Genomic DNA, 22,930 nt, shown 5'->3' with positions numbered 1-22,930 from the left:
GGATCTGTTCATGGCTTCACTGCGCGACCAGCTTAGCGGACTGGTATATTCAACCGAACATGGCGATAGCTGCCCTGGCTGCCGCAAAGCGGTCGCTGACTGTATCTGCGCAGAGCTGGAAGACGCCCAGCGTCTGGCCGCCCTGGATGGCGTAGTGCGCATTCGCCGGGAAACCTCGGGCCGCAAGGGCAAGGGTGTGACCACGGTAACAGGCGTGCCGCTGGCCGAGGCTGAACTCCGGCAGCTGGGCAAAAAGCTGAAAAAGCTCTGCGGCACGGGCGGCGCCTGCAAGGACGGTGTTATCGAAATTCAGGGCGATCATCGCGAACGCCTCAAGCTGGCGCTGGAACAGGATGGCTTTAAGGTCAAGCTGGCCGGCGGCTAGGCGGCGGAGCCAACACCTAACGCCTGGAGGGTGAACTATGCAGGTTTACAGTAAAAGGCAGGCGGAGGTTAGGGCTGGTCTTATAGGCATGGCGCTGATGCTTGGGGCCCTGCTGTCGGCTGCGGTGCAGGCCGAAATCTACAAGTATGTGGATGAGCGCGGGCGCCAGGTCTTTGTCGACAGCCTTTCCAGGGTGCCGCAACAGTTTCGTGATCAGGTGGAAACACGTCGCCAGGCGGTGCCGAGTCCTGAGGAGGCGCCAGAGCAGTCCGCAGCCCGGGCCGAGCGGCAACGGGATGCGGATATTGGCCGTCAGCGCAGCACGCTGGAGAAGTTGCTGCGCGAGAGTGAAACACCGGTCAAGGTCGGCAGCAACCGTGTGGTGGTGCCGGTGACGGTGGTCTATGGCGGGCGCAAGGCCAAAACCGAGATGGTGCTGGATACCGGCGCTACCAATACGGTGTTTCACAAGAGTGCGCTGGCGGGGCTGAACTATGCCACCCAGCCCGGCGGTCAGGCGCGAGTGGCGGGCGGTGGCAGTATCAATACGGAACTGGTGAGCTTTGACCGCATTGAGATCGGCCCCTATAGGCCGACCAATGTGCGCGCCATGGTGATTGAGCACCAGGGCCCGGCGGTTGGGTCGGATGGCTTGCTGGGCATGGATTTTCTGATGAGTGTGCGCTATCGCATCGACTATGAGCGCCAGCTCATCCTGTGGGAACCTGAACGTTATCAGGAACTGCAGACGCTGCTGCAGCGGCTCGACAGCGAGGCCGCCGCCAGTAGCGCGACCCCGACGCCGCAGCAGTAACTTCTCAGAGCTGCTGTTCGGCCAGTTTCAGGTCCAGCGTGGCCTTCAGCAGCTTGAACAGACGGATGGACGCATCGATCTCGTCCTTGCGGTTGGTCAGGCTTTCGATGTTCAGCCCCAGCGGAATGCCAAGGTCCGCCACGGAGTCCAGAATCTGGTCCAGGTTACTGCGACACACCCGGATGGACTCGGCCAGGGGGTTGGTGGCATCCAGAATGCGCCAGCGGGTTGCATCGGGCACCGAAATGCCCAGCCATTGCATAAACTCCAGCGTCTTGGCGCTGCCGCAGGGCGTGAAGGTCAGGATAATGCGTTGCGGAGCCACACCGCGGCTGCGGCATTCGCGGGCATAGCTGCTGAGCAGGTCGATCGTCGCCTGGGCGTTGTAAACCGCCTGGGAGATAAAGAACTGGCAGCCCTGTTCAGTCTTGGCCAGCAGTCGCAGGTGTTCGTTGCCCTTGCTGGCGTGGCGCTCGGCGATGGTGACGCCGCCCAGGTGAAAGTCCAGCGGATGCTGTTGCAGCGCTTCATAGGCCTTGGGCAGGGACAGCTGAATGTCACCGTCCGATGAGGGGCTGCCAACCAGTACCATGTCCTGCACGTCGTACTGGTTGCGGGACTCTTCGAGCCAGCGCTCGAAATCGGCGCGATCGCGCTGGGCGACGCTCTTGTAGGTGATGATGGCGTGGTTGGAGCGCGTGCGCAGCAGGCTTGAGTATTCGCGCGGGTCCAGGGTCTGCATATAGGGGAACGGGCGCGGCTTGCTGGTGCGGCTGCTTTCATCCTGAATGTCATAGACAATCAGGCCGTCGTAATCGATCTGGCGCAGACGGGCGAGCAGCTTGTCGGCGATATCCGTCACTTTCTCAGGCTCCGTATTGTCCCGTGGCGGCGTGGTTCCGACGAAATAGACGCCTCGGCTGGGATCGGAGAACTTCTGTTGTAAGGATATGCTCATAGCGCGTTGGGCCGTATGTTCTGTCAATTAAGTGCGGATAAGTCTAACAGTGAGTGAATTTCATGTAATTAGGTTATAAGGTGAAATCTTTTACACTGATGTTGAATGATATTAATCTGCAGTCCTATTAGCCCTTTTTGTAGGCACTTTAAAACGCCGGGAGCCCCTGCCATGACTGGATTTGACCTCAATGAAGCCCATCGGGCGCTGCAGCAACAGGGTGACGGTATCGGTCCGCTGGAACGCTGGAATCCTGACTTCTGCGGCGACATCGACATGCGTATCGGCCGCGATGGCACCTGGTATTACATGGGTACCCCCATTGGTCGGGCGCCTATGGTGCGGCTGTTTTCCCGCGTACTCTGGCAGGAAGAAGGGCGTTATTTCCTGAAAACGCCAGTCGAAAAAGTGGGCATTCAGGTGGATGACCTGCCGTTCCAGTTCGTGAGTCTTGAGCAGGTTCATACCGACGCAGGCCCTGAACTTCACTTCACTAGCAAAACGGGAGATCAGATTGTGGCGGGCCCCGCTCACCCGTTGCGTGTGCTGTCGTGGCCCGGCAGCGATGAACCGGCGCCAGAGCTGGAAGTACGTTTTGGTATGTGGGGCCGCGTCGGACGTAATCTGTTTTATCAGCTGGTCGAGATGGCGGCGACAGAGTCCGCCGCCGATGGGGGTGAAGAGTTGGTGGTGTACAGCTGTGGTGAGCGTTTTTCCCTGGGCCGGCTGTAGCAGGAGGCTGCCAACCATCAAGCGCTGTCCAGTTCGCGTCTCAGTTGTTGCTCGAACGCCGGGATGGCTAGCAGCCAGTGGCGCACATGATGGGTTTCACAAAGAGCAATGAGGCCACGCTGATGCAGGGCTTCAATGGCCTCTTCGCTGTCGTCTTCGTCTCCGCCGAGCAGCATCACCAAATCGTCCTGATACAGTTTGCCGCCACAGAGCGCCGCCAGAGCACGAATTTCAAGGGTGCTGGCGGCAAAGGGGAGGTTAAAGCGGATGCGCTCAGCCATGCGATCGGAGATCAACGGCAGGCTGGAATGGGTGTTGTTGAACGGGCAGCGATAGGGAATGTTTACCCATTCGGCGCCGGGATGGGTATCCAGGGTGCGCAGAATAGTGGTGGCGGTGAGTCCGGAAGTTTTGCAGTCCATGTAAAGGCCCTGTCAACGAATTGAGTAAGTCGGAATACCCGGCGGTCTAGGGACGCGCGCAGTCCCGGTCGTGTTCGCATCGAACATCCTGTGTTTTTGATGTAACACTTTGAGAACGCTGTCGGCGCAAGTGCACCGGGCTAGAAGCAGCCGGGAAACTGCATTGGATAATCAGTTGCGTACTGGAGCGAAATGTCCCTGCCTAGCTGAGCAAAGTATAGACAATATCGGCACTGCTGCTTGGTGCGAAAAACGCCATGCAAAGGGCTGCAGGAAGAGCGCAATCCGTGGCTCAAAAGGATTATACTGGTGGCAACTTTACATGGGCCTGATCGGGAGCCTCGGACAGTATGCGCGCGAAGAAGTTTGAGACCTTGACGGCCATGGGCGTTGAAGACTTTCAGGATATCGAGCGTTACAGCACCCGCATAGAGGGTGATGTGGATATTCTGAAACTCTACTTCCACCGCCATCAGGGTGAGTGGTTTGCCAAGAGCAAGAAATTCAAATTCAAGCGTCTGCACAAGAACGTAAAGGTCAGCGACGGCCTGGTACCTTACCGTGCTACAACCGAATCCTCGCCCTACTACCTGCGCGCCGTTGCCGAGCTGGATCAGCTGGTGGCCCAGGAAAAGAGTTCACTGGACCGCAAGGAATTGCTGCTCGAAGAGCTGGATCACCTTGAAAAGGTTGTTGCCCGCAAGATTGAAGACCTGAAACGCCAGATCGACGAACTCTGATTTTTCGCGTTGCCCAGCAGGCCGTTGCCCGCCATCCGCCACTTGGGCGCGTGACGTCCTGCTGCTATCGGGCGAGGTGATCGAGTGAATAGGCCGTACGATCCACGGGCTGGCGCAGCACGAAATTCGAAATGATCGACCGCACACCGGCAATCGCAGTCAGTTCATTCAGCAGCAATTGCTGATAGTGATCCAGGTCCGGTACCACCACCTTGAGAACATAGTCCGCCGTGCTGCCGGTAATTAGGTAGCACTCCATCACTTCCGCCAGTTCGCTGACGGTGGCTTCAAAACTGCGCAGTTTTTCCTGTGTCTGGGCTTCCAGCGATATATGCACCAGCACCGTCATGGGCAGGCCAATTTTGGCCGGGTCCAGAATAACGACCTGACGCGCCACATAGCCGCTGTCTTCCAGGCGCTTGATGCGTCGGCTGCAGGGCGTCGCCGACAGGCCGACCTGCTCGGCAATGTCGGCCACCGACAGACGTGCATCCTGCTGCAGCAGTTCGAGAATTCTGCGATCGGTGCGATCCAACTTGTGTACTGACATGCTGTCTCCGGGGGCAGCGGTGCTGGGTCTCGCTGTCGTTGCTGACGCAAGGCGCGCTCGGTATTGAGTGTTGTGTGTCATTATAGAGTTGCGTGAGGGCAAAAGAGTGCAGCTTTTTCTAATTTAATGCACGTATTTATTATTAATATGCTTTTAATTGGTTTTTATTTGTTCTGGTCGCCAGCATCCGCACGCCGCAAGTGGGTGTAATAGGGTTCGAACAGCCTGGCCGCCTCAGGGCTGTGCAGCGGATGTTCGGTATAGAGGGTTAGTTGCTGCGCGGTGCAGGGGCCTGGCTGTTTTTCCAGCTGCAGTATCACCCGGTGCGGGCTGTCTCCCGTGCAGGAACTGACCCAGAGCCTGTGTCTTGGGTGGAGCTGCGTTGCAGGCAGTGCCGCTATCAGCAGCTCGCATTCGGGCAGGGGCAGCAGGAGCCAGGCGCGGCCATCCTTGCTCAGCAAGCCGTCGATGGCCTGTATCAGGTCGGCCAGTGGCAGAGCGTCATTGTGGCGAGCCTGGGCCAGGCGCTCACAACTGTTGCGGGTGGAGTCGCTGAAAAAGGGCGGATTGCAGAGGATGGCATCGTAGTCCTGGCTCGCGGGCAGGCTGCGGATGTCCGCTTCCCTCAGGTGCAGCCGATCGGACCAGGGGGAGGCTGCGAAGTTAACGCGTGCCTCCTGCGCGGCCGCGGGGTCCAGTTCGATGGCATGGATCTGTGCCTGGCAACGCTGGGCGGCGAAGAGGGCAAGCAGGCCGGTCCCTGTGCCAATATCCAGCAGCCGCCGCGCCCGTTCCAGCGGTGCCCAGGCGCCCAGCAGGCTGGCGTCTGTCGTGACCTTCATGGCGCAGTTGGCCTGTTCAATACGAAATTCACGGCACTGAAAATAGCTGTTGCGACGGCGGGCCATGGGTGTCCTGTGGGGGTTCTGCCGGGGGAGCGGGCATGATAATTCATTCGCGGGCTGCTGGGCAGGCGCTGGCTTGAATAGTGCCGACGATTTCACAACAATGGCAGCTGCCAATGAAAGGGGATGCTGTCTTGAGCGAGTCGTGCTGGTTTGTCTATATTCTGGCCTGTGCCGATGGCAGCCTCTATACAGGTGTAACCACGGATCCGCAGCGTCGTCTGCGTGAGCACAATGGCGATAATCGCCTCGGGGCGCGCTACACCCGTGCCCGTCGCCCGGTAGAACTGCTCTGGCATGAACAGCTTGAAGGGCGTGCCGAAGCGCAGCGCCGGGAGTGGCAGATCAAGCGCATGGCCCGCAAGCGCAAGCTGGAGCTGATTGCCGGCTGAGGTCGCCGGCTTTTATCCAAAGCGACGAGCGCTATCGCTGTGCGATGGTTGTCGGAATGTGCAGGCTCATTCCAGCCTACCCGGCCAAGCCCGACAGCCTCTTAGCTGCCTTTCGTGCCCGTAAAGCGTTGCTTTAGTCGCTCGATCAATGGGCGCAGCAGAGTGCGCAGACCCGGTTGCTGGTCCGGGGCAAAGGGCAATGGGCGCAGCGCTCGCATGGCGGCCAGCCCCAGTCTCGCCGAGAGTATGCCCGCGCCAAGGCCCTGACCTGCCCGGGCGCTGACAACGCCGGTCAGAGCGGCACCGCCCAGATCCCCCGATAGCTGATCAATGGTGATTTCGCTGGCGCCGACAAAACTGAGCTGCTGCAGCACCTGGCGCAGCAGTTTGAGTCGAGTGGGCAGGGAAGGCGCCACGCCGTATACCTGGGCGATGGCGTCAATCATGCTGATACTGCGCCACAGTGCCAGCAGCATATCGAGCGCAGCCCAGGGGCTGATCGCAACGGCGGCGCCGGTCTGGGCGCTGTAGCGCGAGACTATCTGCATGGCGCTCTGGTCGAGCTTTTGCACAAAGTGCTGATCCAGGTGCCTCAGGGCTTCGACGTCATCGCTGTAATCCGGCAGTGTTGTCAGAGCCTTGTCGAGCAGGGCGGCCTGGGGCTTGTTGCTGTAGAAGCCTTGCATCGACTGCAACAGCGCCTTGCTGCGGCCGTTACTGCGTCGCCCCGACAGCCGATCAGCCAGCTGGCGCAGGCCGTTGAGTCGATCCAGGCTCCTGCGTGCGCCCAGGAAGGAGAACAGCGAACGCAGTGCCAGCAGTCCCACGCCAGCCATCAGTGCGCCCAGTGCGGTGGCGATGAGCCAGTGGGCCTCACGCGCAGCACTGAACAGCTGTATCAGTTCGGCGCCGGCGATGACCAGTACCAGTGCCAGCAGGCCGAGCCCCAGGGCACGCAGGCCGCGTACCGGTATGCGCTCGAGCTGCAGTTGCGCAAAATCAGGCGCGCCGTCGCGGGTTTCGGTTGCGGTAATGGCGCTGGGAACGGCGTCGAGCTGGGCCTCTGCCTCGGGGACGAACTGCCGCGCGCGGCGCGGCGGCGCTTCGGGCTCAGCTGAGGGGTTCTCTGGCTGAAACTGTCGGGCCGCGCGGGCCTCTGGGCTATCGGAGTTGCGGTTCACAGGCATTTGTCTCCCAATAACAGATTAAGCACGGTATCCAGGCGTATATGGGGAATGGCATCGCCGTTACGTGCAGACAGGCCGACCGGGGGCTGCAGTGCAGGAATGCGCCAGTCCATCAGTTGCTGCCAGTGCTCGGGCTCAGGCAGGCGGCTCGGAAAGCGCGGATGTACATAGCCGATGGGCTGGCCCTGCGCATTCAGACCCGAAATGGCGCGATCGCCGCCGGCATCCACTTCACGGGAACAGCGCACCGCCGAGGTGGCCTCGCAGGATGGCGCTATGCCGTCGTATTCGGCGTGGCGATAGGCGTCGCTGACCAGACTTGCCAGAAAGCTGCGCACCGCCTCGTGATCATCCGAGATGACCTGGTCAATCTTGGTCGCGGCATAGAGTACGCGGTCGATGCGGGGGCGAAAGAGTTGCAGCAGGCGGCTCTGCTGGCCGTAATGAAAGCTGTCGGTGATGCGGGTCAGGGCGGCGCGCATGTCATCGATGTGGGCCGGCCCGCCATTGAGCGCCTGCACCACGTCGACCAGCACCAGCTGGCGGTCGATGCGGCTGAAAAAGTGCTTGTAGAAGGGCTCGACCAGTTCACTGACATAGCGTTGATAGCCTTTTCGCAGCATGGCGTACCAGCTCGTTTTGCTCGCGCCTTTGAGTTGCTCGTCACTCAGGTCTGTCAGGTTGAGCGCGGGCACAAATGCCAGCAGCTGCGGGTCATCATCGCGCCCTGGCAACAGAAAACGCCCCGGTTGCAGCTGGCTTAGCCCCTGTTCCTTGCAGGCGCCGAGAAAGGCGCAAAAATCCCGTTGCAACTTTTCCAGCTGTGCCGGGATCATATCGGCCAGCGGATCCAGTTTTGCCAGTGCGGCGAGCAGCTGTGGCGCCAGAGACGCACGGGGTTCCTGTGCATATAAGTGGGCGCATTCCAGGCTCCAGTCGCGAAAGCTGAGTTCGCGCAGGGGCAGGTCCAGCAGCCACTCGCCGGGATAGTCGCGTATTTCGAGCCAGAGGGAAAAATGATCCCGGGCGAAGGGATTCAGGCGTCCGGCCTTTTGTTTCAGGCGCAGTTCCAGCAGGCAGCCACTGGTGTCGCGGGTGGGCTCGGGCCAGGCCGGGGGCTGGCTGCAGAGCCGATCCCAGCCGCCCTGATACGGGAAGGTGGCCAGGCCTTCTGTTTCGAGCGGATGCAGGCGCACATCTATCAGCTGGCCGCTCAGTACCGGTGAAAACCCCGGTAAACTGGCGTTTTTGTGCTGCAGCAGCTGATTGGCCAGGCTGGTGATAAAGGTGGACTTGCCACTGCGACTCAGGCCGGTAACGCCAATACACAGGCGCCGATCGCGCAGGCGGTCCAGCTGGATGCCGGCCTGGCGGCTGAGCTGCTCGCTGCGCGCGCGAGTGCGGCGGATAAAGGCGTTCGACATGGTGGCGGAAGCTTCCTGCAAGGCGCGGTTGGAGTGGAGTCTGTCAGGGCCTAATACTGCCACCGGCGGCGTCTGGGGTACAGGCGTATGCCGGCTAGATTATTGTTTTGTTATATCGTAACATTTGTCGAAATTTAACACCGGTTTGCCGTGGCGACCGGAGACGGGCTGGAATCGGATATACAGATGAACAGGAAAAACGGGATACGGACAAGGCTGGGGTTTGTCATGGCGGCGGCTGTTGCGGGACTTGTGCCGAGCATGGCTGTGAGCGCGGCAGACGGCACGAGTGTGAGTCATGCGGCGGGGTTTGAACAGCAGTACGACGGTCATGCCCATGGCGCTGCGCAGCTGGACCTGGTGCTGGATGGGGCCGCGCTTATGTTGCAATTGTACTCACCGGCCATGAACCTGGTGGGCTTTGAGCACCGCGCCCGCAGCGCTCCTGAGCGTCTGGCGGTGGAAACAGCGCTCGAAGGTCTGCACCAGGCAGAGCAGATGATCAAGCTTGACGCGGCAGCGGGTTGCACGCTCAGACATGCCGAGGTAAAGCAGGCGCTACTGGATATAGGAGGGCGGTCCGAAGCTGCGGAGCATGATCACGCAGAGGAACATGTCCGCGAAGATGAGCACGGCCACGACGACACACACGCACATGAGCCCGAAGGGCAGGGTGAAGCTGGGCGAGCGCACACCGATTTTGAGGTCAGCTACGCGTTTCACTGCACGGCGCCGGAAAAACTGACGAGCATCAGCCTCGCATTTTTTGCCCGCTTTCCCGGCCTTGAAACCCTGGATGTCCGCATGATTACAGCGGATGGCCAGCGGGCGCTGACACTGGATTCCCACAATACCGACATCGGACTGCGCTAGTGCAATCACCCGCGATTGAAATTGACCGCCTTGGCTTTGCCTGGCGCCAGGGCACGGATGTGCTCGATATTGCCGAGCTTACCGTGCAGCGCGGCGAGAGGCTGTTCGTGCAGGGGCGCTCCGGCAGTGGCAAGAGTACGCTGCTGAGCCTGATGGGGGGCATTGTGGTGCCAAACCGGGGGCAGATCCGGCTGCTGGGCCAGTCGATGCAGGAGCTGGGGGCTGCGGCCCGTGATCGCTTTCGCGCCGATCATCTGGGCGTGATCTTTCAGCTGTTTAATCTGCTGCCCTATCTGTCGGTGCTGGAAAATGTGCTGCTGCCCTGTCATTTCTCCAGCGTGCGCCGGCAGCGGGTACTGGCGCGGGCGCCATCGCTGGAGGACGAAGCGGTGCGGCTGCTGCAGCGCCTGCAACTGACGCAACCGGAGCTCTGGGGCCGCCAGGTATCGCAGTTGTCTATCGGGCAGCAACAGCGGGTGGCTGCGGCGCGGGCGCTCATGGGTGGGCCTGAAATCATCATCGCCGATGAGCCGACCTCGGCACTGGATGCCCACAGCCGGGATGCCTTTGTCGACCTGCTGTTGCAGGAGTGCGCCGGGCAGGGCACCACGCTGCTCTTTGTCAGTCACGATGCGGCCCTGGCGCCGCGTTTTGATCGCACCCTGGTGCTGGAAACAGTGCACCCGCGGGAGGCCCTCTGATGGCGATGTTGTCCCTGGCGCTGAAAAGCCTCAGAAACCGTGCTGGCAGTGCGGCCCTGACGGTGCTGACGATCGCCATCAGCGTGATGTTGCTGATCGGCGTAGAGCAGATTCGCACCGAGACGCGCACCAGTTTTGCCAATACCCTGTCCGGAACCGACCTGATTGTGGGGGCGCGCACCGGGCAGACGCAGCTGCTGCTCTATTCGGTGTTTCATATCGGCAATGCCAGCAACAATGTCGGCTGGGACAGCTACCGCAGCATAGCGGCACATCCGCAGGTGGAATGGACCATTCCGCTGCTGCTGGGCGATTCGCACCGCGGCTTTCGCGTACTCGGGACCAACGGCGATTACTTTCGTCATTACCGCTACGCCCGTGACCGTAGCCTTGCCTTCAGTGCCGGTCAGTCGTTTGACGACCTGTTCGAGGTCGTGCTCGGGGCCCAGGTGGCGCGTGAACTGGGCTATCAGCTGGGCCAGGAAGTCGTGATCGCCCATGGCATGGGCAATACCAGCTTCGTGAAACATGACGACAAGCCGTTTCGCGTTGTCGGTATTCTGGCGCCCACCGCAACCCCCATAGACCGTACCCTGATGGTCAGCCCGCAGGCGATCCAGGCGATTCATCTGGACTGGCAGGCGGGTGTCAAACTGCCGGGGCAGACGGTGTCCGCCGAGGACGCCCGTGAGCAGGACCTGACACCCACCGAGCTCACGGCCTTTATGGTGGGGCTCAAGTCCAGAATGTCGACCTTCGCGCTGCAGCGCTCGATCAATAATTACCGCAAGGAGCCGCTGCAGGCGATCCTGCCCGGGGTGGCGCTGGCCGAACTCTGGAGTCTGATGGGTGTGGCCGAGCAGGCGCTGTTGGTGATTTCCGTGGCCGTGGTGTTCAGCGGCCTGGCCGGCCTGCTGACGGTACTGCTGGGGAGCCTGAATGAGCGTCGGCGCGAGATCGCCATTTTGCGATCCCTGGGGGCGCGCCCCTGGCAGCTGTTGTCGCTGCTGACCTTCGAGGCGACCTTGCTGACGCTGCTGGGATCGGTGCTGGGCATGGCGCTGCTGTATCTGGGTATTGCGCTGAGCCAGCCGCTGTTTGCCCAGTGGCTCGGGCTGCAGCTGGACCTGTCGCTGCCCAGCGCCCGGCAATGGATTTTCCTCGCACTGGTGCAGGCAGCCGGTATACTCACGGGCCTGATTCCGGGCTGGCGGGCATACCGCTATTCGCTGGCCGATGGCATGACTATTCGTATATGAAAGGCGTTCTATGAAAATCGTTGTTACGGCGTTTGTGGCGTTGTTGCTGACCCTGAGCCCGCCGCTCTGGGCGCTGGAAACCCTCAATGGCCAGGAGGTCGAGGCGCTGGAGTGGGACGCGCTTATGCCGCCGGATTTCACCTTCGAGCAGGTGTACGGCAATCAGGACTTTGGTGATCTGGAAGATTTCGATCCCCGGGCGCAGCAGAAGCTCGACGACATGATGCAGGCATTGCAGTCGGCACCGGTGGTGCCGGAACTCGATGGCAAAATGGTGCGCATTCCTGGCTTTGTGGTTCCGCTGGACGGGGTAGGGCAGAAGGTCACCGAGTTTTTCCTGGTGCCCTATTTTGGTGCCTGTATCCACACCCCGCCACCGCCTTCCAATCAGATCATCCTGACCCGCTTTGAACCCGGTACCAATGTGAGAAACCTGTTCGATGCGGTCTGGATTACCGGCACCCTCAAGGTGGAGAGCTTCGCCCACGAGGTCGCAGCGTCGGGCTACAGCATAGAGGCTTATCGCATAGAGCCGTACACCGAGTAAACCACCAGTGGCGTTGGTCCCGCGAGCGGGCAGCATGATCAGGGGCTAAGCATGGATTCAATAGTCAGCGTCATTATGCAGGCCGGTCGTACCGGTATCGAGCTTGCACTCTATGTTCTGCTGCCCATCATGGTGGTGATGCTGGCGCTGATGAAACTGCTGGAAGCCCGCGGCGTACTGGCCTGGGTGGCCAATGCGTTGGCGCCGGTGCTGCGTATTTTCGGTCTGCCGGGGCTGGGCATCTTTGCCATGGTCAAATTGCTGCTGGTGAGCTTTTCGGCCCCGGTGGCGACACTGGCGTTGATGGACCGCAATGGCACCTCGTCGCGCCATATCGCGGCCACCCTGGCCATGGTGCTGACCATGTCCCAGGCCAATGTGGTGTTTCCGATGCTGTCGGTCGGGCTGAACCTGCCGGTGATCATGGCGACCTCAGTGATTGGCGGTCTTTTCGCCGCCAGTGTGACCTACTATCTGCTGGCGCGGGCCTCAGCTTCTGAGCCTGCGGTGGAAGTACCGGTGATAGTGCCCGGTGAGCGGCGCGGCACCATTGAAATTCTGGCCGAAGGTGGCCAGGAGGGCATGAAGATTGCGCTGGCCTCACTGCCGATACTGATTCTGGCACTGTGCTTTGTGTATACACTCCAGGCCAGTGGCGCCATTACGCTGATCAGCGCGGTGCTGGCGCCGCTGCTGGCCTTGCTGGGGTTGCCGGAGGCCGCGGTTCTGCCCATCGTCACCAAGTTCATCGCCGGCGGCACGGCCTTTATGGGGGTCGTGCTGGATCTGATGAATCAGGGCCTGATCAGTGCTGCCGACCTTAACCGCATGGCGGGCTTTGTCACCAACCCGCTGGATCTGGCCGGCGTGGCTATCATGACGGCGGCGGGAAAGCGTGTCGGGCGCGTGGCACGGGCGGCGGTCTGGGGTGCGCTGGCGGGTATGCTGTTGCGCGGCATGCTGCATCTGCTGATTTTCTGATGTGCTGATTGATTGAGTAGCGACGCAGGCTGAAGGTTGGTCTTGTCGGTGACGCTGGTCGCTGTCGGGGCGGCTAAGGTACACTTCGCTGCAATTTCCGTCGCCACAAGAGCCTGAACAATGCGGTATCCCGAGACCAAACTGCCGAAGGTCGGAACAACCATCTTCACCGAGATGTCCCAGCTGGCCAATGCCACCGGCGCCATCAATCTGTCCCAGGGCTTTCCCGATTTTGATGCCCCCGCTGCCCTGCGTGAACGGGTCACCCACCATATCAACAGCGGCGCCAATCAGTATGCGCCCATGACCGGCGTGCCGGCGTTACGCGAGGCCATCGCCCTCAAGTGCGAACGCCTCTACGGTCACAGGCCCTGCATGGACACCGAAGTGACCGTGACCTCCGGCGCCACCGAGGCCCTGTTCGCGGCCATCAGCGCCGTGGTGCGGCGCGACGATGAAGTCATCCTGTTCGATCCCTGTTACGACAGCTATGAACCTGCCATCGAACTCAATGGTGGCAAGGCGGTGCATCTGCCACTGGATGAGCAGGATTTCAGTATCGACTGGAACCGCCTGGCGGATGCGATCAACCCCCGTACCCGCATGATCGTGATCAATACGCCGCACAACCCCACCGGCAGTGTGTTCGGTAGCGAAGACCTTGAGCGCCTTGCCGCGCTGGTGCGCGATACCGATATTCTGCTGATTGGCGATGAGGTCTACGAGCACATTGTATTTGACGGTGCTGCCCATCAAAGTCTGCTGTGTCATCGGGAGCTGGCGCAGCGCAGTTTTGTGGTGTCCTCGTTCGGCAAGACTTACCATGCCACCGGCTGGAAACTGGGCTACTGCATTGCGCCTGCGCCCCTGAGTGCGGAGTTTCGCAAGGTGCACCAGTACCTGACGTTCAGCACCATGACGCCGGCGCAACTTGGGCTGGCGGATTTTATGCTGGATGCGCCCGAGCATTATCTTGAGCTGCCGGCCTTCTACCAGGCCAAGCGCGACCTGTTCAGCGAATTGATGGCACCGAGTCGTTTCGGCTTGAGCCTGGCACTAGGCACCTATTTTCAGCTGGCGGATTACAGCGCCATCAGCGATCTGCCCGATACCGAATTTGCCAAATGGCTGACGCGCGAAGCCGGTGTCGCGAGCATTCCGGTCTCGGTTTTCTGCCAGCAGCCGATGCAGCGCAGGCTGGTACGCTTCTGTTTTGCCAAGGGCGAGGACACTCTGCGGGAGGCGGCGACGCGGCTATGCAAAATCTAAGCACTACGCACGGTGTGAACCCAGTGCAGGACCTTCGGATCAGCCTGGTGCAAACCGAACTGCACTGGCAGGACCCCGCCGCTAACTGGCAGCTGTTCGAGACGCTGCTGGCGCCCCTGGCCGGCACGACCGACCTGGTGGTGCTGCCGGAAATGTTTACCACCGGTTTTACCATGGCACCCGAAGGCCTGGCCGAACCCGAGCAGGGGCCGACTCTGAACTGGATGCGCCAGCAGGCGGCGTTGCTGGGTGCGGCTCTGTGCGGCTCTGTGGTGACGCAAAGGGCCCAGGGGTATGTGAATCGGCTGCTGTTTGTCACCCCCGAAGGCCAGGTGCATCAGTACGACAAGCGGCACCTGTTTCGCATGGCCAACGAGCATCAGCACTATGAAGCCGGTGCCTGCCGGGCACTGATCGAATACCGCGGCTGGCGGATTCTGCCCTCGGTCTGCTATGACCTGCGCTTCCCGGTGTTTCTGCGCAACCGCAATGACTATGACCTGTTGCTCTGCGTGGCCAACTGGCCGGCGGCACGACGCCATCCCTGGCGCGTGCTGCTGCAGGCGCGTGCCATCGAAAACCTCTGTTACGTGGCCGGCGTCAACCGGGTGGGTCAGGATGGCAAGGGTTATGACTACAGCGGCGACTCCATGCTGGTGGACTTCAAGGGCCAGGCGGTGCTGGATAAGCCCGCCGGTGAGTCTTTCGTTGCCACTACAACGCTGAGTGCTGCGGCGCTAACGGCATTTCGCGAGGCCTTTCCGGCCTGGGAAGACGCCGATGCTTTCGAGCTTGCGGACCTGTAGCGAAAAAAGGCTGACGGTGTGGGGTTTGAGGTACTTGGCGGAGTGCTGTGGGGCGATTAAAACGCCTGCTTGAAAAGGTTTCACGAACGGCGCTGAGGGTGGCGCTATACTGGAACCATGTCTGTGGCGCCTGTACGAATTTTGATCGTTAATAGGGCGACTTCACAAGGCAGGTGTACCAAACACCAATTGCCCTTTTATGGGCCTTTTGCCGGCATTGTTCCGGCTTGAAGGGGTAGGCCGAGCGCCTGCCCCTTTCCTTGCCTGCTGCCGAAAAGCGATCTGCGTTGCTCTGCGCAGACGTCTTGTGATCTGTTCCTCCGCCGATTTATATCCTTGCTGAGGCGGTGCCTTATTCAGGCTTCGTTCCATCGTTCAAATCCCTTACACTAGCGGGCCTGTCAGGCGGGGCGCTGCAGCCTGTGCGCTGGTGCGTGCTATCCCGCTGTGTTCAATCCCTAATCACAGGCCCGCAATGAGCAATAGTCACCCCCAGAGTATCATTGATGCCGGTCGCTGGATCGACGCCCAGGGCTGGTGCCCGGCCACCGGCGGCAACTTTTCACTGCGCGATGGCGCCGGCGAGGTGCTGATCACCGCCTCGGGGCGGCACAAGGGACATCTGTGCGAGGCCGATCTGCTGCGTGTAGATCTGGCCGGTGCCGCACTGGATTCGACCCTCAAGCCTTCTGCCGAAACCCTGCTGCATACCCAGCTGTATCAGCTCGACTCGAAGATAGGTGCCGTGCTGCACACCCATTCGGTCAGCGCGACTGTACTGTCGCTGACAAGCCCTGGCGACTGGCTGGGTATTGAACAGCTTGAAATGCAGAAGTCCCTCAGCGGCAATCAGACCCATGATGCCGCCATTCGTATCGCCATCTTCGATAACACCCAGGACATGCAGGCACTGGCGCAGACAGTGGCGCAGCGCTGGCAGCAGGGCGCGCTGTCCTGGGGGCTGCTGGTGCGGGGTCACGGGCTCTATGCCTGGGGACGTGATATGGCGGAGGCGCGGCGTCACCTGGAAGGGCTTGAATTTCTGTTTGCCTGCCAGCTTGAACTGAAGCGTCTGGGAGTCGCACCATGACCATCAAAGCCATACTGACCGACATTGAAGGCACCACCACCGATATCGCCTTCGTGCATCGGGTACTGTTTCCCTACGCCTATGAACGTCTGGCGGATTACCTGCGTGCCCACGCCGATGAGAGCGCGGTACAGGCCATTCTGGAGCAGGCGCGCGGCGAACTGAAAGATCCTGCAGCCGATCTGGAAAGCCTGATCGGCGCCTTTCGTCACTGGATTGAGCAGGACCTCAAGGTGACGCCGCTCAAGGCATTGCAGGGGCTGATCTGGGTGCAGGGCTATCAGCAGGGGGATTTCCGGGGCCACCTGTATGAGGATGCTCACCGCCTGTTGCAGCAGTGGCACGGCCAGGGAATCGAGCTCTATGTATTCTCCTCTGGCTCGATCAAGGCCCAGCAGCTGATTTTCGGCTACAGCGACTACGGCGATCTGACACCACTGTTCAGTGGCTACTTCGATACCACCACGGGCCCCAAGCGCGAAGCCCAGTCCTACAGTGCCATCGTTTCCCGTATTGGCTGTGCTGCGGATGAAATCCTGTTTCTGTCCGATATCGAACAGGAGCTGGATGCCGCGCGCGCGGCCGGCATGCACACACGGCTGGTGGCCCGCGCCGAGCGACCTGTGGCACCGGGCCACGAGTGGGTCTCCAATTTCGACGATATTTCCCTGTAAACTTTATCTGCAAACCTCTCTCTGCAAACAGCGGTAAGGAAAACACCATGAGTGCCATAACGGTCTATGCCGACGACAATCCGCAGCAGGTGCTGTTGCACAGTGTTCAGGGCGAGCGCATCAGCGAGATACTGGCGGGTATTGGCGTCAATTTCGAGCGCTGGCAGGCGGCCTGCGAAGTCACTCCGCAGATGAGCGGTGACGAGATTATCGCTGCCTATAGTCGCCAGATCGATGACCTCAAGCGCAGTGGCGGCTATGTCACCGTGGATGTGGTCAATATGTCAGCCGATCATCCGCAAAAGGATGAGTTCCGCCAGAAATTCCTGGCCGAACATACGCACAGCGAAGACGAAGTACGCTTCTTCGTCGCCGGTGAGGGCATGTTCTATCTGCATGTCGATGCCAAGGTCTACCAGGTGCTGTGCTGCAAGGATGATTTGATTTCAGTGCCGGCCAATAGCACCCACTGGTTCGATATGGGGCCTGAACCACGCTTTTCCGCCATTCGCCTGTTCAATGATCCGGCCGGCTGGGTGGCGAACTTTACCGGTTCGAGCATCGCCGAACAGTTCCCCAAGTTTGACTGAGCATCTGGCTGTCTGAATAGCCGGCAGCCACCGGTAGCATCTGCGGATGCCGCCGGTGGCTTTGCCCGGCGCTGTGCGTCTTCCCCTGGCTGAAAATATCCCTGGCGTTGCCGCTTGTGCAGCCCTGTGACTACACTGTGGGCTGTCCGTGAATGCGGACCCGCAGAACAGTAGTCATTCAAGGATGTTCATATGCACCTCCCCATCAGATTAAGAAATTCAATGTCCGTCATTCAGGGCCGTGTCGCCCTGGCTTCATTGCTGCTCGGAGCCTCGGTGTGCCTGTTGCCGACCGCCGCCGTTCAGGCCGCAGCCATTCTGGAGGGCGATCGCAGTGTGCCGGTCGATGCCCGCAACGGCATGGTGGTGACGAGCCATTACCTGGCCACAGACGAAGCCCTGAAAGTACTCGAAAACGGCGGCAACGCCATTGATGCCGCCGTTACGGCGGCCTTTGCGCTGGCGGTCACACAGCCGCGCTCGGGCAATATCGGCGGTGGCGGCTTTATGCTGGTGTCCTCTGAAACGGCTGGCGAGGTTGTGGCGATCGATTACCGCGAAAAGGCGCCCGCGGGCGCCACGCGCGACATGTTTCTGGACAAGGACGGCAATGCCGACAGTGAGCTGAGCCGTTACTCCCACAAGGCGGCCGGTGTGCCGGGCACAGTGGCGGGTCTGGCGCTGGCGCTGGAAAAATACGGCACTTTGTCACTGGCTGATGCGTTGGCACCGGCGATCCGGCTGGCCGAGGACGGCTTTATAATACCGTCGCGATTCAGCGACGGTATCGGCGAGCGGGCCGACAAGCTGCGTCAGTTCGAGTCCAGCGCCAAGGTGTTCTTCAAGTCGGATGGCAGCTTGTATAAAGCCGGTGAGCGGTTTGTGCAGAAGGATCTGGCGGCCACGCTCAAGCGCATTGCGGCCCAGGGTGTAAAAGGTTTTTATGAAGGTGAAACCGCCGATCTTATAGTGGCGCAGATGCAAGCTGGCGGTGGTCTGATCAGCCTTGATGATCTGAAAAACTATGCCCCGGCGATTCGCAAGCCAGTGCACGGTAACTACCGTGGCTATGATGTCTACTCCATGAGCCCGCCGAGCTCCGGCGGTACCCATGTGGTGCAGATTCTTAACATGCTGGAAGCCTACCCCATCGCAGAAACGGGGCATAACTCGGCGGCGACTATTCATCTGATGGCCGAATCCATGAAGCGCGCCTACGCCGATCGCTCCGAATACCTGGGCGATACGGACTTCGTCAAGGTGCCGGTGGCGGGACTGACGTCTAAGGATTATGCCGCCGAGCTGCGGGCCACCATTGACCCGCAAAAAGCCACTGACAGCGCCAGCCTCAAGCCCGGCAATCCGGTGCCCTACGAGAGCAACGAGACCACGCATTTTTCGGTGGTCGACAAATTTGGCAATGCGGTGTCCAACACCTACACCATCAACTTCAGCTACGGCTCGCACATAGTGGTGGATGGCGCCGGCTTTTTGCTGAACAACGAGATGGATGACTTCAGTGCCAAGCCCGGTGTACCCAATGCCTATGGGCTGCTGGGGGGTGAGGCAAACAAGGTTGAACCTGGCAAGCGCATGCTCAGCTCCATGTCACCTACCATAGTGCAAAAGGATGGCAAGAACTTCTTGGTGACCGGCAGCCCCGGCGGGTCGCGCATCATTACCACCACGCTGCAGGTGCTGATGAATGTGATCGACCACAACCTCAATATTCAGGCGGCGGTGAACGCGCCGCGGGTGCACCACCAGTGGCTGCCGGATGAAATCCGGGTGGAGGAGGGCATCAGTCCCGATACGGTGAAGCTGCTCGAGGGTATGGGGCACAAAGTGTCGCAACAGGCCGCCATGGGGGCAATTCAGAGCATTATGGTAGCTGAGGATGGCACCTTCTATGGTGGTGCTGACCCCAGGCGCAGTACCTCGTCGGCGCGGGGATTCTAATCTTTCGCGCAGGCTGTGCTGATAAATATTAGGGTTTTACGCGGCGCCCGTGACGCCGCTAGCTCCTGGCTGGTCTATGCTTGAGACAGACTTTTTTACAGGGGGATACGGTGATGTCCCGCGGACAGGAGAGGTATCATGAGCGGCAGCACGGGCTGTCGGTCTTTGGCAAGGATCTGGTGCGACGCTGTGGCGCTCATTGCGAGTTGTGTGACCGCCAGGGCGTCAGGCTCAAGGTATTCGAAGTGCCTCCGATGGAGGCGCAGGCCAATTTCGAACACTGCGTCATGCTGTGTGAAGCTTGCATGCACCAGATTATTCACCCCAAAAAACGCGACCCGCATCACTGGCGCTGTCTCACCACGGCCGTGTGGAGTCAGACGCCGGCGGCCCGTGTGCTGGCCATTGCGCTGCTGGATACCTTTATCGGCCGCGAAGACTGGGCCATGAAGCTGTATGAACAGTTGTATCTGGATCCCGAAGAGCAACTCTGGGTGGATTCAATCGACTTTTAGCGGGCCATCGCATCAAGTTCATCCCCCGATTCTGTTCAGCTTCAAGCGCATAATCGCCGCCTGTCACACAGGCGTGTCGGGGCTCTGGCGCCTTGCCGGGGCGGCTGCGATTTTGCTAGCAGGCTAGCTTTGGGCCCGGGGCGTAACGCCAAACTCGAAGGGCGACAGATAGCCGTCCTGATTGGCGTCAAGGGAGCTGAAATAGGTTTTCAGATCCGCATAGGTGATGGATTCCTGCCAGCTGAGCTTGCCATCCTTGTCCGCATCCAGATCATTAAACAGCTCTTGCACCGGGTCTGCATGGATAGTGCTGGATGCTGCAATCAGGACCGCTGTGAAGGTCATGGCTAGGCTGTGTGTGGCCAGACGGTGCATGGACATCTCCTTTCCTTTTGATAAGTCTCCCATGTCTTTGGCGATATCCGTGCCAGAAAAATAAATACTTTATATAACAGTGGTTTAAGTAAAGCCTCTAGCTGCGGTGGCCCTGGTTGTTAGCGTATTGCGAGGAATGCTTCAGTTAACTGTTGCCGATTGGAGACGGGTAGCTCGTCTGGTTTCGTTAAACTTATATAATTCAGTGACTTGCGGTGTTTGCTATTGGCGACAGGCGAGCTGGGGCGCGATAGAGGCTCAACACGCGGGGGAGACTGACCGGCAGGGACTAGACAGTAGGGGAGCAGCTAGTTGGGGGATACGCAGTGGGAGACGAAGCCGGTATGTTCGAGCGAATAATCAGCTGCAAGTCTGACCGGCCGCAGGGGCGGTCAGACTTGGGGTATAGGTATCTGTCTAGAGGCGGCTGAGGGCGCCGGCCTCAACCTGCTGTGGCGACAGTACCTCTGTATCCAGAATCCAGCCGGTGACCAGTTTGGCCGGCGTCACATCAAAGGCCGGGTTGTATACCTGGGCGTCTTGCGGGCTCCAGCGCACCTTGCCAAAGCTGCCGCTGACGCCCTGAACTTCCGCTGCAGGGCGCTGCTCAATGGGAATCTGGCTGCCGTCCGGGCACTGCGGGTCAACAGTGGTATAGGGCGCGACCACGTAAAACGGCACCCGGTGATACTGGGCATTGACCGCCAGCGAGTAGGTGCCCACCTTGTTGGCAAAGTCGCCGTTGGCGGCAATACGGTCGGAGCCCACCAGAATGCAGTCAATCTTGCCCTGTGCCATGAGCATGGCGGCCATGCTGTCGCAGATCAGCGTATAGGGCACCTGTAGCTGACGCATTTCCCAGCAGGTCAGCCGGCCACCCTGCAGCAGCGGCCGGGTTTCATCCACGTAGACATGAATGCCCTTGCCCTGGCGGTGAGCTTCACCGATGACGCCAATGGCAGTCCCGACGCCGGCGGTGGCCAGGCTGCCGGTGTTGCAGTGGGTCAGGATGCGGGCGCCCGGTGCAATCAGGGCGGCGCCATTGCGGGCCATGTTCAGGCACAGCTGTATATCTTCCTCGAAGATGCCCTCGGCGCAGCCGGTCAGTGCGCTAACGCCGTGCTGTGCCAGCGCAGCCAGCATGCGGTCCATGCAGTTCATCAGGTTTACCGCCGTGGGGCGGGCGTCGCGCAGGGTGGCTGCGGCCTGCTCAAGCGCGGGTGTATCGCAGCCTTGTTCGGCCAGATGAGCCAGCAGCAGGCTGGCGCCAATACCGATCAGGGGGGCGCCGCGAATCTGCAGCTTGCGGATCATGTCCACCATGGCCTCCACCGAGGTGCATTCCAGCCAGTTTTCCTGGTCCGGCAGCTGGTGCTGATCCAGTACCCAGAGCTGCCCCTGCTGGTATTTCAAACTGGTGGAAATAAGGTCTTTCATGGCGAGTCACAACTGGCTGTCTTGAGGAGTGCGATACGATAGCAAAGTGGCTGCGATGAAAATAGATGAAATTGCTGTAAGCAAATCGCCGGCGTTTTTGCCAGAATAGGCGCTTTTACACTGTATTTGACGGGCAGAGACCATGACCGACTGCAAGTTTTCCAGCGACGCCGAAGTAATTGCCTTTGCGCGGGACAATTCCGGCGTGTTTCAGGCCGGAGCTACGCTGGGCGTCGAAGAGATCGGCGACGGCAATATCAATTTTGTGTACCGCGTTTATTCCGACGACGGTACCAGTGTGATCATCAAGCAGGCACTGCATTATATCCGCATCATCGGCGAGGGCTGGCCGCTGTCCCAGGACCGTATCCGCATCGAAGCCGAAGCACTGCAGCAGGAAGCCGCGTTCTGTCCCGACCTGGTACCCCGGCTGTATCATTTCGATGCCGAGCGTTTTGCCATAGTGATGGAAGACATAGGCGCCCATGAAAACCTGCGCCATGCGCTGATCGCTCGAACCCGCTTGCCGCTGCTGGCCGAACAGCTGGGACGCTTTACGGCGGATACCCTGTTCCACACCTCGGATCTGTACCTGGATGCGCACCGCAAGAAAGAGTTGGTGGGGCGCTTTATCAATCCGGATTTGTGCAAGATTACCGAAGATCTGTTCTTCTGGGATCCGTACTGCGATCACGAGCGCAACAATATCAACCCGTTGCTGTGGGACGAGGCCGAAGCCCTGTGGCAGGATACGCCCCTGAAGCTGGAAGTGGCGCGGCTTAAATACCGCTTTTTGACCTGCGCCGAAGCCCTGCTGCACGGCGACCTGCATTCCGGATCCGTGTTTGCCTGTGCCGAGGGCACCAAGGTGATAGATCCGGAGTTTGCCTACTTTGGCCCTGTCGGCTTTGATGTCGGTAGCCTGCTGGGCAACCTGTTGCTGAATTATGCCGGTCAGGCACAGCTGCCGGGTTCAGCTGCCGAGCGCAGCGCCTATCAGGACTGGCTGCTGGAGACCATTGCCGGCTTCTGGAATACCTTTTCCGGTCGTTTTGACTCCCTGATGACAGAGAAGACACAGGATCCGTCGCTCAATCTGCCACTCTATCGCGAGTCCTACCTGGCGGATCTGCTGGCCGACAGTATTGGCTATGCGGGTACCGAGATGATTCGTCGTACTCTGGGGCTGGCCCATGTGGCCGATCTGGAGTCCATTGAGGATCCGCAGCAGCGCGCCCTGGCCGAGAGTCAGGTGCTCAAACTCGGCCGCGCCATGATCATGCAGCGGGGCCAGTTTGGCACCATTGATGCGTTGATTGCGTTTGTGCGCGCCAACTGAGACTTA

Annotated in this window: 26 protein-coding genes; 18 read left to right on the top strand and 8 right to left on the bottom strand. The window is 60.1% G+C overall.

Annotated elements, in window-relative coordinates; translation table 11 throughout:
- Window positions 1-10: 10 nt before the first annotated feature.
- Together A8C75_RS15295 and A8C75_RS15290 are read left to right on the top strand one after the other, a co-directional pair.
- Window positions 11-385 (top strand): translation initiation factor Sui1, encoded by a 375-nt coding sequence (locus A8C75_RS15295; RefSeq protein WP_067384239.1) that lies wholly within the window; start codon window positions 11-13, stop codon window positions 383-385.
- A gap of 88 nt (window positions 386-473) precedes the next feature.
- Window positions 474-1,199, top strand: a complete 726-nt coding sequence (locus A8C75_RS15290; protein ID WP_067384236.1) for an aspartyl protease family protein — start codon at window positions 474-476, stop codon at window positions 1,197-1,199.
- A gap of 4 nt (window positions 1,200-1,203) precedes the next feature.
- On the opposite strand, the gene A8C75_RS15285 is transcribed toward A8C75_RS15290, so the two are convergent.
- Window positions 1,204-2,157 carry a methylenetetrahydrofolate reductase gene (locus tag A8C75_RS15285; protein WP_067384233.1) on the bottom strand — a complete coding sequence of 318 codons (954 nt, stop codon included), beginning with the start codon at window positions 2,155-2,157 and terminating at the stop codon, window positions 1,204-1,206.
- Between the two features lie 171 nt (window positions 2,158-2,328).
- On the opposite strand from A8C75_RS15285, the gene A8C75_RS15280 reads away from it, so the two are divergent.
- The gene (locus tag A8C75_RS15280) at window positions 2,329-2,889 is read left to right on the top strand and encodes a DUF1285 domain-containing protein (RefSeq protein WP_067384230.1); all 561 of its coding nucleotides are present in this window, start codon (window positions 2,329-2,331) and stop codon (window positions 2,887-2,889) included.
- Window positions 2,890-2,906: 17 nt separating this feature from the next.
- Here the strand turns inward: A8C75_RS15280 and A8C75_RS15275 are convergent, their stop codons facing one another.
- Window positions 2,907-3,311: a hypothetical protein gene (locus tag A8C75_RS15275; RefSeq protein WP_067384227.1), complete on the bottom strand. Its 405-nt coding sequence runs from the start codon at window positions 3,309-3,311 to the stop codon at window positions 2,907-2,909.
- Between the two features lie 350 nt (window positions 3,312-3,661).
- On the opposite strand from A8C75_RS15275, the gene A8C75_RS15270 reads away from it, so the two are divergent.
- A complete protein-coding gene (locus tag A8C75_RS15270; protein WP_067384224.1) occupies window positions 3,662-4,051 on the top strand; it encodes a DUF3461 family protein in 390 nt (129 codons plus the stop codon).
- 64 nt (window positions 4,052-4,115) lie between these two features.
- Here A8C75_RS15270 and A8C75_RS15265 read toward each other — a convergent pair whose 3' ends face one another.
- On the bottom strand, window positions 4,116-4,601 hold the full coding sequence (locus tag A8C75_RS15265; protein ID WP_067384221.1) for an Lrp/AsnC family transcriptional regulator: 486 nt from the start codon (window positions 4,599-4,601) through the stop codon (window positions 4,116-4,118).
- 164 nt (window positions 4,602-4,765) lie between these two features.
- Complete coding sequence (locus A8C75_RS15260; protein WP_067384218.1) at window positions 4,766-5,509, bottom strand: tRNA1(Val) (adenine(37)-N6)-methyltransferase; 744 nt, start codon at window positions 5,507-5,509, stop codon at window positions 4,766-4,768.
- A gap of 131 nt (window positions 5,510-5,640) precedes the next feature.
- Between A8C75_RS15260 and A8C75_RS15255 the strand changes: the two genes are divergently transcribed.
- Window positions 5,641-5,898, top strand: a complete 258-nt coding sequence (locus tag A8C75_RS15255; RefSeq protein ID WP_335623706.1) for a GIY-YIG nuclease family protein — start codon at window positions 5,641-5,643, stop codon at window positions 5,896-5,898.
- A gap of 101 nt (window positions 5,899-5,999) precedes the next feature.
- Here the strand turns inward: A8C75_RS15255 and A8C75_RS15250 are convergent, their stop codons facing one another.
- On the bottom strand, window positions 6,000-7,079 hold the full coding sequence (locus A8C75_RS15250; protein ID WP_157890302.1) for a YcjF family protein: 1,080 nt from the start codon (window positions 7,077-7,079) through the stop codon (window positions 6,000-6,002).
- Entirely contained in the window at window positions 7,076-8,572 is a 1,497-nt protein-coding gene (locus tag A8C75_RS15245) for a YcjX family protein (RefSeq protein ID WP_227819940.1), read from the bottom strand. The genes A8C75_RS15250 and A8C75_RS15245 overlap by 4 nt, the downstream gene beginning before the upstream one ends.
- Window positions 8,573-8,695: 123 nt before the next feature.
- On the opposite strand from A8C75_RS15245, the gene A8C75_RS15240 reads away from it, so the two are divergent.
- The 12 genes from A8C75_RS15240 (at window position 8,696) to A8C75_RS15185 (ending at window position 19,773) form a co-directional block, all read left to right on the top strand.
- Window positions 8,696-9,382, top strand: coding sequence for a DUF2796 domain-containing protein (locus tag A8C75_RS15240; protein WP_084784096.1), 687 nt, complete (start codon window positions 8,696-8,698; stop codon window positions 9,380-9,382).
- Complete coding sequence (locus A8C75_RS15235) at window positions 9,382-10,083, top strand: ABC transporter ATP-binding protein (protein WP_067384209.1); 702 nt, start codon at window positions 9,382-9,384, stop codon at window positions 10,081-10,083. Before A8C75_RS15240 ends, A8C75_RS15235 begins: the two co-directional genes overlap by 1 nt.
- Window positions 10,083-11,342, top strand: coding sequence for an ABC transporter permease (locus A8C75_RS15230; protein ID WP_067384205.1), 1,260 nt, complete (start codon window positions 10,083-10,085; stop codon window positions 11,340-11,342). The genes A8C75_RS15235 and A8C75_RS15230 overlap by 1 nt, the downstream gene beginning before the upstream one ends.
- 10 nt (window positions 11,343-11,352) lie before the next feature.
- Window positions 11,353-11,889, top strand: coding sequence for a DUF3299 domain-containing protein (locus A8C75_RS15225; protein WP_067384201.1), 537 nt, complete (start codon window positions 11,353-11,355; stop codon window positions 11,887-11,889).
- 51 nt (window positions 11,890-11,940) lie between these two features.
- A complete protein-coding gene (locus tag A8C75_RS15220) occupies window positions 11,941-12,870 on the top strand; it encodes a nucleoside recognition domain-containing protein (protein ID WP_067384198.1) in 930 nt (309 codons plus the stop codon).
- A 120-nt stretch (window positions 12,871-12,990) separates the two neighbouring features.
- Window positions 12,991-14,139, top strand: coding sequence for a pyridoxal phosphate-dependent aminotransferase (locus A8C75_RS15215; RefSeq protein ID WP_067384195.1), 1,149 nt, complete (start codon window positions 12,991-12,993; stop codon window positions 14,137-14,139).
- Window positions 14,127-14,945, top strand: a complete 819-nt coding sequence (locus A8C75_RS15210; RefSeq protein WP_067384192.1) for an amidohydrolase — start codon at window positions 14,127-14,129, stop codon at window positions 14,943-14,945. The genes A8C75_RS15215 and A8C75_RS15210 overlap by 13 nt, the downstream gene beginning before the upstream one ends.
- Before the next feature lie 475 nt (window positions 14,946-15,420).
- The gene (locus tag A8C75_RS15205; protein WP_067384189.1) at window positions 15,421-16,035 is read left to right on the top strand and encodes a methylthioribulose 1-phosphate dehydratase; all 615 of its coding nucleotides are present in this window, start codon (window positions 15,421-15,423) and stop codon (window positions 16,033-16,035) included.
- Entirely contained in the window at window positions 16,032-16,709 is a 678-nt protein-coding gene (gene mtnC, locus A8C75_RS15200; RefSeq protein ID WP_067384186.1) for an acireductone synthase, read from the top strand. The genes A8C75_RS15205 and mtnC overlap by 4 nt, the downstream gene beginning before the upstream one ends.
- Window positions 16,710-16,756: 47 nt before the next feature.
- Window positions 16,757-17,299 carry a 1,2-dihydroxy-3-keto-5-methylthiopentene dioxygenase gene (locus A8C75_RS15195; RefSeq protein ID WP_067384183.1) on the top strand — a complete coding sequence of 181 codons (543 nt, stop codon included), beginning with the start codon at window positions 16,757-16,759 and terminating at the stop codon, window positions 17,297-17,299.
- A 222-nt stretch (window positions 17,300-17,521) separates the two neighbouring features.
- Window positions 17,522-19,258, top strand: coding sequence for a gamma-glutamyltransferase (ggt, locus tag A8C75_RS15190; protein ID WP_120785201.1), 1,737 nt, complete (start codon window positions 17,522-17,524; stop codon window positions 19,256-19,258).
- A 113-nt stretch (window positions 19,259-19,371) separates the two neighbouring features.
- Window positions 19,372-19,773: a phnA protein gene (locus A8C75_RS15185; RefSeq protein ID WP_067384180.1), complete on the top strand. Its 402-nt coding sequence runs from the start codon at window positions 19,372-19,374 to the stop codon at window positions 19,771-19,773.
- A gap of 123 nt (window positions 19,774-19,896) precedes the next feature.
- Here the strand turns inward: A8C75_RS15185 and A8C75_RS15180 are convergent, their stop codons facing one another.
- Both A8C75_RS15180 and mtnA read right to left on the bottom strand, forming a co-directional pair.
- On the bottom strand, window positions 19,897-20,148 hold the full coding sequence (locus A8C75_RS15180) for an EF-hand domain-containing protein (RefSeq protein WP_157890301.1): 252 nt from the start codon (window positions 20,146-20,148) through the stop codon (window positions 19,897-19,899).
- 417 nt (window positions 20,149-20,565) lie between these two features.
- Window positions 20,566-21,585 (bottom strand): S-methyl-5-thioribose-1-phosphate isomerase, encoded by a 1,020-nt coding sequence (gene mtnA, locus A8C75_RS15175; protein WP_067384174.1) that lies wholly within the window; start codon window positions 21,583-21,585, stop codon window positions 20,566-20,568.
- A 142-nt stretch (window positions 21,586-21,727) separates the two neighbouring features.
- On the opposite strand from mtnA, the gene mtnK reads away from it, so the two are divergent.
- Window positions 21,728-22,924: an S-methyl-5-thioribose kinase gene (gene mtnK, locus A8C75_RS15170; RefSeq protein ID WP_067384171.1), complete on the top strand. Its 1,197-nt coding sequence runs from the start codon at window positions 21,728-21,730 to the stop codon at window positions 22,922-22,924.
- The last annotated feature ends 6 nt before the right edge of the window (window positions 22,925-22,930 follow it).

Origin of the sequence: Marinobacterium aestuarii (genome assembly GCF_001651805.1) — a bacterium.
Classification (GTDB): domain Bacteria; phylum Pseudomonadota; class Gammaproteobacteria; order Pseudomonadales; family Balneatricaceae; genus Marinobacterium_A; species Marinobacterium_A aestuarii.
The sequence above is the reverse complement of the archived record's forward strand: the minus strand, read 5'-3'. Positions and strand labels throughout refer to the sequence as shown.

Bases quoted from the DNA above. Each gene is read 5' to 3' on its own strand.
- mtnC (WP_067384186.1), top strand. From the start codon at position 16,032: ATGACCATCAAAGCCATACTGACCGACATTGAAGGCACCACCACCGAT.
- A8C75_RS15225 (WP_067384201.1), top strand. From the start codon at position 11,353: ATGAAAATCGTTGTTACGGCGTTTGTGGCGTTGTTGCTGACCCTGAGC.
- A8C75_RS15220 (WP_067384198.1), top strand. From the start codon at position 11,941: ATGGATTCAATAGTCAGCGTCATTATGCAGGCCGGTCGTACCGGTATC.
- A8C75_RS15215 (WP_067384195.1), top strand. From the start codon at position 12,991: ATGCGGTATCCCGAGACCAAACTGCCGAAGGTCGGAACAACCATCTTC.
- ggt (WP_120785201.1), top strand. From the start codon at position 17,522: ATGTCCGTCATTCAGGGCCGTGTCGCCCTGGCTTCATTGCTGCTCGGA.
- A8C75_RS15265 (WP_067384221.1), bottom strand. From the start codon at position 4,601: ATGTCAGTACACAAGTTGGATCGCACCGATCGCAGAATTCTCGAACTG.
- mtnA (WP_067384174.1), bottom strand. From the start codon at position 21,585: ATGAAAGACCTTATTTCCACCAGTTTGAAATACCAGCAGGGGCAGCTC.
- A8C75_RS15205 (WP_067384189.1), top strand. From the start codon at position 15,421: ATGAGCAATAGTCACCCCCAGAGTATCATTGATGCCGGTCGCTGGATC.
- A8C75_RS15275 (WP_067384227.1), bottom strand. From the start codon at position 3,311: ATGGACTGCAAAACTTCCGGACTCACCGCCACCACTATTCTGCGCACC.
- A8C75_RS15290 (WP_067384236.1), top strand. From the start codon at position 474: ATGGCGCTGATGCTTGGGGCCCTGCTGTCGGCTGCGGTGCAGGCCGAA.
- A8C75_RS15285 (WP_067384233.1), bottom strand. From the start codon at position 2,157: ATGAGCATATCCTTACAACAGAAGTTCTCCGATCCCAGCCGAGGCGTC.
- A8C75_RS15195 (WP_067384183.1), top strand. From the start codon at position 16,757: ATGAGTGCCATAACGGTCTATGCCGACGACAATCCGCAGCAGGTGCTG.
- A8C75_RS15240 (WP_084784096.1), top strand. From the start codon at position 8,696: ATGAACAGGAAAAACGGGATACGGACAAGGCTGGGGTTTGTCATGGCG.
- A8C75_RS15185 (WP_067384180.1), top strand. From the start codon at position 19,372: ATGTCCCGCGGACAGGAGAGGTATCATGAGCGGCAGCACGGGCTGTCG.
- A8C75_RS15280 (WP_067384230.1), top strand. From the start codon at position 2,329: ATGACTGGATTTGACCTCAATGAAGCCCATCGGGCGCTGCAGCAACAG.
- A8C75_RS15270 (WP_067384224.1), top strand. From the start codon at position 3,662: ATGCGCGCGAAGAAGTTTGAGACCTTGACGGCCATGGGCGTTGAAGAC.
- A8C75_RS15210 (WP_067384192.1), top strand. From the start codon at position 14,127: ATGCAAAATCTAAGCACTACGCACGGTGTGAACCCAGTGCAGGACCTT.
- mtnK (WP_067384171.1), top strand. From the start codon at position 21,728: ATGACCGACTGCAAGTTTTCCAGCGACGCCGAAGTAATTGCCTTTGCG.
- A8C75_RS15180 (WP_157890301.1), bottom strand. From the start codon at position 20,148: ATGCACCGTCTGGCCACACACAGCCTAGCCATGACCTTCACAGCGGTC.
- A8C75_RS15295 (WP_067384239.1), top strand. From the start codon at position 11: ATGGCTTCACTGCGCGACCAGCTTAGCGGACTGGTATATTCAACCGAA.
- A8C75_RS15260 (WP_067384218.1), bottom strand. From the start codon at position 5,509: ATGGCCCGCCGTCGCAACAGCTATTTTCAGTGCCGTGAATTTCGTATT.
- A8C75_RS15230 (WP_067384205.1), top strand. From the start codon at position 10,083: ATGGCGATGTTGTCCCTGGCGCTGAAAAGCCTCAGAAACCGTGCTGGC.